Source organism: Streptomyces sp. NPDC043854 (genome assembly GCF_056436005.1).
In genome coordinates this window covers 1-8,164 of sequence record NZ_JBWKDK010000005.1, presented here as the reverse complement: position 1 = coordinate 8,164, position 8,164 = coordinate 1, and the positions used below count along the sequence as shown (strand labels likewise).

Below are 8,164 nucleotides of genomic sequence, written 5' to 3'. Positions count from 1 at the left end.
TTCCCCCCCTCCCCCCCCCCCCCCCCCCCCCCCCCCCCCCCCCCCCCCCCCCCCCCCCCCCCCCCCCCCCCCCCCCCCGAGACCGCTTAGTCGCCCGGTTTCAGGGACTGTTGGGCCAACCGGTAGGCCGGCTGCATCGCCTCGTGCTCGGCGCTGTCGAGTCCGCCCAGGTGGACGACGACGGCCGCACCGCGCGGGGTGACGACGGCGAAGGCGCTTTCCTTCTTGGCCTCGTCGAGGGGGGCCGTCTCGTACGCGGCCTCGACCGACGGCAGCGCGGCACTGCCCGTACCGGCTCGCCGTTCGGTGTAGACGGGCGCGCCCTTGGCCTTCTCGCCGGCCATGAACGACTCCAGCACCTTGCGCGCGTCCCCGGGCGCGGCAGGCGCGTCGGCGACCCAGACGCGCAGGAAGCCGGTGTTCCCGGCGGGCTTGGCGTCGATCTCGCAGGCCAGGGTCATTCCGCCCTGTTTGAAGAGCGAGGCGAACTGGTCGTCTTCCGTGTGCGTGACGGCCTTCGGCTTCCAGTCCTGTACGAGGTCGAAGGTGACGGGCAGCCGGCAGGGGGTTCCGGCGCCTCCGACGGATCCGGCGGCCTTGACGCCGGCGCCTGCGCTCCCGGAAGGGCCCGGCGTGGCGGTGGCGGTCCCCTTCGCAGGCTGCGCGTTCCCTGCGTCCTGGGCCTTGTCCGGCTTCGACGTCCCGCAGGCCGTCGCTCCCACCGCCAGGATCCCCGCTCCGACAACCCCCATGGCCGCCCGCACCAGCCCGTGCCGCATCGCCCGTACCCCCGCCCGAAACCTCAGGAACAACAAAGAGCCGTCAACGTAACAGGCAGCACGCCGGGGTCCGCTCAGATCCCGCCACGGCTGCTCGGGCGGCACTCGACAAACCCCGCAGATTTTCTGCAAGTTGCTGCAAGACTTTGCAAAGCTCGATAGGCTGCGGCCGCTCCCAGTCCTCCAGCGAAGGGACCAACTCCCGTGCAGAGACCGAAAAGCAGGCGCGCCGGCGTTACGACGGCGGCACTGGCCGCCGCACTCCTCTCCTGGGCGGGTACGCCATCCGCTGCCGCGGACGCCCCGTCGAGTTCGGCGATCCGGTTCCAGGTCACGGCCACCACCCAGTGGGGCGACCAGGTCTTCGCGGTCGGCAGCGTGCCGGCGCTGGGCTCGTGGGATCCGGCACATGCGGTGCCGCTCGATGCGGACGGCTACCCCCTGTGGGGCGCCGAGACCGTCATTCCGTCCGACTCCCCCGTCGAGTACAAGTACCTGGTGAAGAAGGCCGACGGGACGCTCACGTGGGAGGACGGCGCGAACCGCCGCATGCAGCCCCGGGCCGGCGCCCCCGTCACCACCCGGGACACCTTCCGACTCACCCCCGGAACACCGGCGTCCGGGATCGCGCCGACCTGTATCACCTGGTCCGAGACCTGGCGCTACACCTCCGTCTTCAACGGCTGCGGCGACACCCACGGCCTCCAGGTGCTCTACCGGGACGGCAGCAGCTCGGCCTGCCGGCAGGTCGCCGCCGGCGCGACCGCCACCTTCGCGGGATACGGGCCGTACGAGAACCGCCCCGTGGCCGTCAACCACTGCTGAGACGCCCCGCTCCGTCCCACAGCCAGGCAGGCCCCCGCAGAAGGTGTCGGTCTTCGCGACGGAGGCCGAGGCCGTCGCGTTCGCGGACGCGGCCCGGCAGAACTACGCCGACTGTCCGAGCCGCGAGAACCAGCGGCTGGGAATCAAGGCGACGGGCTACGGCCACGGTGTGATCGACGTCGAGGAAGGCGCGACGCGCGAGGGCATGTGAACAAGCTGTAGCGCCGATCGCGGGTACGGGCCGTACCGGCCGCGTACGCACCCGGCCGCGCCGCCGGGGCGGCGGGCCGGGTTGCCGGGCAGCATGCGGATGCCGGAGGGGCTGTGGCCTCTCCGGCATCCGGTGGTGCGGGTGGCGGTTCCCGGGACGGGCTCCGGGGCTGCGTGCGGGGCTGCCGGGCCCTCACTTGCCGAGCTTCGCCTTCAGCTGTTCCTTCAGCTGCTTCTTGATCTCCTGCTTGGACACGGTGCCGCCGGTGCCGGTGGCGTCGCCGGACACTGCGGTGGCGTCGCCGGTGTTGATGGCGTCGGCGCTGGCGTCGCCGGAGGTGGCGTTGCCGGTGGTGATCGTGCACTTGCCCTTGCAGCTGCCCACTCCGGAGCTGGCGTCGCCGCTGGTGGCGGTGCCGCCGACGGTGGTGTTGTCGGCGGTCGCGTCGCCGCTGGTGCCGATGCCGTCGGCACTGTCGTCCTGGAGGAAGGCCACGGCCTGCTGCGGGGCGGCGGCGACCGGAGCGGCCATCGCAGTCGCCGGCAGTGCGATACCGCCACCCACCAGAGCCGCGGAGGCGCCGGCCAGAACAATACGACGGGTCCAAGAACGCTCGAACATCGGAATTCTCCACTCGGTATAGAAAAAAGGGGGGATTTTCTGTGGGCCGCCCCGTGGAATCGGCCGGGGTTTTCTTCCGGGAATTCCCGGTGAGGGCGTACTTCCAATAAACCCTGAGAGCGGAGATGCGTCACGTCACTGGAACACGTGGCTTGACGGGTGTGGCTGATTTTGGTAGGCGCGGCCGGTGGAATTCGTGGGGTGGCAACGGCAGGCCCCGGGCGCACGAGGGCGACGCCGGAGAGGCGGTGGGCCTCTGCGGCGTCGCGGCATCGCAGGCGGCCCCCGGGATGCTCTCCCGGGGGCTGCGTGCGGGGCTGTCGGCCCTCACTTGCCGAGCTTCGCCTTCAGCTTCTCCTTCAGGTTCTCCTTGATCTCCTGCTTCGTGACGGTGCCGCCGGTGCCCGTGGCGTCACCGGTCACCGCGGTGGCATCACCCGTGTTGACGGCGTCGGCGCTGGCGTCGCCGCTGGTGGCGTTGCCGGTGCTGATGTCGCAGCCGCCCTCGCAGTTGCCGACGCCGGAGCTGGCATCACCGCTGGTGGCCTCGCCGCCGACCGTCGTGTTCCCGGCGGTCGCGTCGCCGCTGGTGCCGATGCCGTCGGCACTGTCGTCCTGGAGGAAGGAGACCGCCTGCTGCGGGGCGGCGGCGACCGGGGCGGCCATCGCGGTCGCGGGCAGTGCGATACCGCCACCCACCAGAGCCGCGGAGGCGCCGGCCAGAACAATACGACGGGTCCAAGAACGCTCGAACATCAGAATTCTCCACTCGGTATGGAAAGGGTTTTATGAGCCGCCCTGTGGAGCGGGCCGGGGATTGGATTCCGGCCCGGGCTCTTCCGGGGGTTCCCGGTGGGGCGTACTTCAAATAAACCCTGCGAGCGAAGGCGCGTCACGCCACTGGAACACGTGGCTTGACGCCCGTATCCGGTCCCGGTAAAAGTCCGCGCCTCCGCAGCCGAGGTCCGGCATTTCCAGTCCCGTCGAGTCGGCGTTTGAGGCGCGGGTCCGGGCAGAGCGGGGGGTGCCCCCATCTCTTTGGTCAAGGGAGACCTGCAGGTCAGGTGACTGCGGCCGACGGCTGCGGTTCGTAGAGGGTTCCGTCACGGAGCATCGCGAACAGGACGTCGGCCCGTCGTCGGGCGAGGCAGAGCAGGGCCTGGGTGTGGTGCTTGCCCTGGGCGTAGAGCAGTCGGCCATGGTCGTCGATATGGAACCGCTGCTGAGGTTCTTGCTGCCGGTCACGCCGCTGCTCCTTGGGCTTGAACCGTCCCGTCGAGGCACCCCCTCCGTGTGTGATCAGCCACGCCTCAGCCAGGTGCGAGCGGCGGCACAAGACCACCTCACGCCATACCCCGCCGAACAGCAGAGGCCCCCAGCAGTGCCATGGGCCTCGCCGGGGATGGTGCCGGCCAGGCCGCCTGCACCAGGCACTCGAGCTTGTCCGCGTCGCGGGCGACGATCGCCTCCGGGGTGTCACCGGTCTCGTACTCGTCGACCGCGTCCTGCACGCTGGCCCGGACCGCGGGGTGGGCGTTGGCGACCTGGTCGGCGGTCACCTCCTGGTGCGGCGCCGCCTTGATGTACTTGCGGCCGATGTGGGGGATGTCCCCGACGCGGGTCTCCTGGGAGTGCGCGGGTCTCCTGGGAGTCGTGGAACAGGCACAGCAGCGCCACCCGGGCCGGGTCGGCGCTGGTGGGCCCGGGGCGGCGTCTACCGGCACCCGATCCGGTACGTGCGCCTGCGCGCGGACGTGGAGGTGGGGGACGTTCCGGGATTCGGTGTGGGGTCGGCGGCAGCTGGATGACGCTGGCTCGACGCTGGTTCGTCATCAACGAGTGAAGAGCATGTCGGGGCGGACTACGCTCCCCAGTAGCGGCGGGGCCGGTGGGGATCGCATCGCCATCCGGCTGCATAGAAGCGGGCTGGCTGGCCGTACGTCGGGTTGCCGGTCTCGCACGTGCCGCGGTGCAGGGGAGAGGCGGGCGCCGGCGTTGTTCGTGCCGCAGGTACGACGGCACCGTCATGGTCCTGCGGGCCGGGGGGCGGCTCCGTCCTCGGTGGTGTCGTGTCGTTGCTCATCCGGGTCGAACACCGAGCGCTGCGAGCCGAGCCGGACGAATGTACAGCCGTCGATGGATCGAGCTGTAGCTGAGGACTTCCATGCCCGTTCGGGATTCGGCGGTTGTCCCTGGCCGCCGCCAGCAGCTGACGCCGATCTCGCGCGTCCCCATGCTCGGCTCCACGTTCCGGGCCACGCTGCGGGGCAGCTCGTCCTCACGTGCGGCGTATGAGCCAATCAGGCGATACCTGAAGAAATAGGAGCCTGTATGGCGAGATTGGATCATAACGTTTGACGCGTCGTTATGCGGGGTCGCGTGGCGAGCCGATGGATGATCTGCCCGCCATGAAAGCCAGGAGTGGGATTCCCGCAGGTTGAGCGCCGCGGAAGCGCGGAGGAAGGTCAACGCATGAGGGCACACGGCAAGATCCGCTGGTGGCGGGGAAGGTCAGGCCATCCCCCGCTGCCGCGGATTCTCCTGACGGTGGGGCTGTCGATGGTGACGGCGGGCACGTTCGGACTGGGAAGCGCCGAGCCAGCCTCCGCCATGCCAGCTGCCGCTCATTCGGTCGGCTGTCCACCGAGCTGGGCTTCGAACAACTTCGCTACTGCCGGCAATGTCTCGGCGGCGTACACGAACAGCGGAAACACCACCACCTACAGCTTCGACTCGCTCCAGAACCAGAACCCGGTCGGTGGGGTTCCGGGGCTGATCGGCTACTGCGTCTACCCAGGAGTCACCCAGCCCACCAACGTCACGGCGCAGGCCGTGGGGGCCGACGGCTCGTCGTGGCAAGGCGCCACGGGCACTGGCCGTTTCTCGTTCTCGCGCCCGGACGGCAATCCGAGCAACATCCCGCTCGACGGAGCGTCCACCACGATGGGCACCGCCACTTTCCCCGGCGCGGCTCCGGCCAACCAGGCCATCCTCCTCCACATCAACGACGCCGCTGAATGCACTTCCTTCTACAAGGGCTCCCGCGGCAAGTCCGGCGATCATGCCGACAAGAATTCGAAGAAGCAGAAGGGGAAGTCGGTCACGGGGTGCTTCGTCAAGCCCGCTCCCCCCGCAACCTGCGACTTCGGCGGTCAGGCTCCCGGTACGGTGTACACCGCCATTCCCACGAACTTCCCCAAGTGCGCACCCGCCCCCAGCCAGGCCTTCGAGGCCACCGGGACCAGCGAGTTCGGCGATGAGGCGGGACTCAGCTCGACGGGCAACCTGAGTTCGCTGACGGTGGACTTCCAAAGCTTCGGATGCAGCGTCAGCGGGCACTGGTTCTCGGGCGACTGCGTGACGACCCCCGGAGCGACCTTCACCCACCCCATCACGGCGAACATCTACGCCGTGGACAACAGCGGTCCGGTTCCGCAGCCGGGTGCGCTCCTCGCCACGATCACCCAGAACCAGACGATCCCCTACCGGCCCACAGCCTCGCCGCAGTGCACGGGGACCGACGCGGGCAAGTGGTTCAATCCTGACATCAACCAGTGCGTGAACTCCATCCCGCAGCTGCTCACGTTCAACTTCCCCACCGGGACCACCCTGCCCAACCAGGTCATCTGGACCGTTGCGTTCAATACGACGCACTACGGCTCCACCCCGATCGGCGAGAGCGCGGCGTGCTTCTCATCGGCACCCGGGTGCCCGTACGACTCGCTCAACGTCGGAGCGAAGACCTATCAAGGCTCGCCGTACGTCGGAACCGACGTCGACCCGAACGGAGCCTTCCTCAACTCGGTCATCCCCGGCAGCTACTGCGACGGCGGAGCCGGCGGTACCGGTACCCTCCGCCTGGACACGGCACCGTCAGACTGCTGGGCCGGCTTCACACCGCTGGGCGAAATCCGCATTACATGACCGGGGAACCCGCTCGCTCCTAACCTGACGGCAACGACGGCACAGAGGGACCGTTGATCACGGCCACCGGCGATCAGCCCGGAGGAAGGCGGAGACCCCGCCGACACGCCGCCCGATCCCATGGTCGGAAGGTTGCAGGTTCGAATCTGCCGAGCGCACACAGGTCAGGAGACCCATGGAAATCCTCAGGTTCTAGTGTCCGTTGCAATACCCCGGCTCAGGGGATGCAATGGACTTCAAGATCCGGGTGGACTGGAGGCCGCGGGGACCAAGGAAATCGGTCCAGGAGCGGGAGCCGTATTCCCGGCTTGTGGATCAAGGACTGAGCTACTCCGAGGCTGCGCAGGTCATCGACATCAACGTCCGACCGGCAAGCGATGGCGAAACGGACGCGGCGCCTCGGGCAGGAACAAGGCGGCACCACCGATCAACGCGGTGGTGCCGCCATCGGTTGAGGCCGCACTGCCCGCGCCGTCGAGCTATCTCGCGGTGAGGCCGAGCGCATCCACATCGCCGACCGCGCCAGTGCCGGCGGGCAACGAAACAGGCCCAGGTCGAATGACCTGGGCCTGCCTGTCAGCGGCCGGCGCCGCCCGCCGCGTTCGTCGAGCTGAGAGGTGAGTCAGGACGGTGAGTGCGGGCTGCGTTAAGGGTGCTCGTCGCGAGGGCGGCGAAGCCGAGCGGGGTGATCAGGCCGGTGACGCATCCGATGAGCGCGGCGGCGGCCAGGACCCGGCGACGCCGGGCAGCATGGCGGCCCCGAGGCCCGCCGCGGTGATGAGCAGTCCTGCGCCGAGGCCGATACGGGTCGTCAGGCGCCCGGCGTCGACTGCGCGCCCGGCCTTCGGCTGGACGAAGGCGGCGGTCGCGGCCAAAACGGAGACGGCGGCTCCGGTCGCCACCGTGCCCAGCCCGGCTGCAGCACTGGAGATCGGCAGGAAGCCGACACCTACGGAGAGGGCGGCGGTGGCGGCGAGAGCGGCGGTGGGGGCCAGGAAGGAACGCTCGGTCAGGCGCCGTGCGAGGTCGGCCACGGTCTGCCGTGACTTCGGCAGCGGCGGCAGGGCTGGCACGGCCAGCGCGGCCCACACGGCGACCGCCGCCGCGCAGGCGGCCATCACGGCGAAGAGCAAACTCAGCCCGCCCGCCCAGACCAGGACTCCGCCGAGGAGCGGTCCGAGGGTGTGGCCGATGGACTGGTGGCGCCGGAGCGGGCGGTCTACTCAAGCAGCGGCCGCAACTCGGTAGCGATCTCCCACAGCCGGCCCATCTCCAACAGATCTGGCTCCGATCCGCGGGCGGGACGAGTCTTCACGACCCGTGTCGGCAACGAGGTCCTGGCCGGGCCCGATGCCGGGATTGGGGTGGCGGGGGTTTTGCGCGGTGCGGAGGAAAGCTGAGGTGCCACAGGGCCCATCCACACCCAGGTCCGCAAGGGCGGAGCGCTTCACCACTACCGTGCGCTCCTCCGGTCGAACTACCCGTTCACCAGGGAGATTTGCGCGGTGGCCTGCCCTTGTTCAGGGAGCAGTCACGACCAGTGGTTGCACGCCCCGGGCAGACATCCAGGCGTTCACGACTCGCGACCGGCGACACCACTCGGCGGGACGCCATCCTCGTGCCAGATGGAACGGAGACTCACCGGGAATCCGAGGTGCAGGGAGAGCACACACCCAGACTATGACCAGGAGAGGAAACGTCCAGGTCGCCTAAGGGCTGTCCCGTAAATGATCTTCCTGTTGCCTCGGGCATGGTTGGTCGCCGTGTGGGTGGCTCGGCTATCCGGCGAGGGCGAGGTTGTGCA

General features: G+C 69.4%; 8 protein-coding genes and 2 pseudogenes. 4 read left to right on the top strand and 6 right to left on the bottom strand.

The window, feature by feature from the left end; genetic code table 11:
- Positions 1-86: 86 nt before the first annotated feature.
- A complete protein-coding gene (locus AC068A_RS06455; RefSeq protein WP_478581530.1) occupies positions 87-752 on the bottom strand; it encodes a lipoprotein in 666 nt (221 codons plus the stop codon).
- Positions 753-983: 231 nt separating this feature from the next.
- Here AC068A_RS06455 and AC068A_RS06450 point away from each other — a divergent pair, with 231 nt between their 5' ends.
- Both AC068A_RS06450 and AC068A_RS06445 read left to right on the top strand, forming a co-directional pair.
- Complete coding sequence (locus AC068A_RS06450) at positions 984-1,604, top strand: carbohydrate-binding module family 20 domain-containing protein (protein ID WP_478581527.1); 621 nt, start codon at positions 984-986, stop codon at positions 1,602-1,604.
- A gap of 43 nt (positions 1,605-1,647) precedes the next feature.
- Positions 1,648-1,815, top strand: a complete 168-nt coding sequence (locus tag AC068A_RS06445; RefSeq protein ID WP_478581524.1) for a hypothetical protein — start codon at positions 1,648-1,650, stop codon at positions 1,813-1,815.
- A 192-nt stretch (positions 1,816-2,007) separates the two neighbouring features.
- Here the strand turns inward: AC068A_RS06445 and AC068A_RS06440 are convergent, their stop codons facing one another.
- The 4 genes and pseudogenes from AC068A_RS06440 to AC068A_RS06425 form a co-directional block, all read right to left on the bottom strand.
- Entirely contained in the window at positions 2,008-2,436 is a 429-nt protein-coding gene (locus AC068A_RS06440) for a hypothetical protein (RefSeq protein ID WP_478581521.1), read from the bottom strand.
- 327 nt (positions 2,437-2,763) lie between these two features.
- The gene (locus AC068A_RS06435; RefSeq protein WP_478581518.1) at positions 2,764-3,192 is read right to left on the bottom strand and encodes a hypothetical protein; all 429 of its coding nucleotides are present in this window, start codon (positions 3,190-3,192) and stop codon (positions 2,764-2,766) included.
- 304 nt (positions 3,193-3,496) lie between these two features.
- Positions 3,497-3,772: a hypothetical protein gene (locus tag AC068A_RS06430; RefSeq protein ID WP_478582150.1), complete on the bottom strand. Its 276-nt coding sequence runs from the start codon at positions 3,770-3,772 to the stop codon at positions 3,497-3,499.
- Positions 3,773-3,854: 82 nt separating this feature from the next.
- Positions 3,855-4,128 (bottom strand): annotated as a pseudogene (locus tag AC068A_RS06425) (HD domain-containing protein); the annotation flags it as partial.
- Between the two features lie 780 nt (positions 4,129-4,908).
- On the opposite strand from AC068A_RS06425, the gene AC068A_RS06420 reads away from it, so the two are divergent.
- Positions 4,909-6,360, top strand: coding sequence for a hypothetical protein (locus AC068A_RS06420; protein WP_478581515.1), 1,452 nt, complete (start codon positions 4,909-4,911; stop codon positions 6,358-6,360).
- A 229-nt stretch (positions 6,361-6,589) separates the two neighbouring features.
- Positions 6,590-6,881: pseudogene (locus AC068A_RS06415) on the top strand (IS30 family transposase); the annotation flags it as partial.
- Between the two features lie 168 nt (positions 6,882-7,049).
- On the opposite strand, the gene AC068A_RS06410 reads toward AC068A_RS06415, so the two are convergent.
- Positions 7,050-7,493: a hypothetical protein gene (locus AC068A_RS06410; protein ID WP_478581512.1), complete on the bottom strand. Its 444-nt coding sequence runs from the start codon at positions 7,491-7,493 to the stop codon at positions 7,050-7,052.
- Positions 7,494-8,164: the final 671 nt, after the last annotated feature.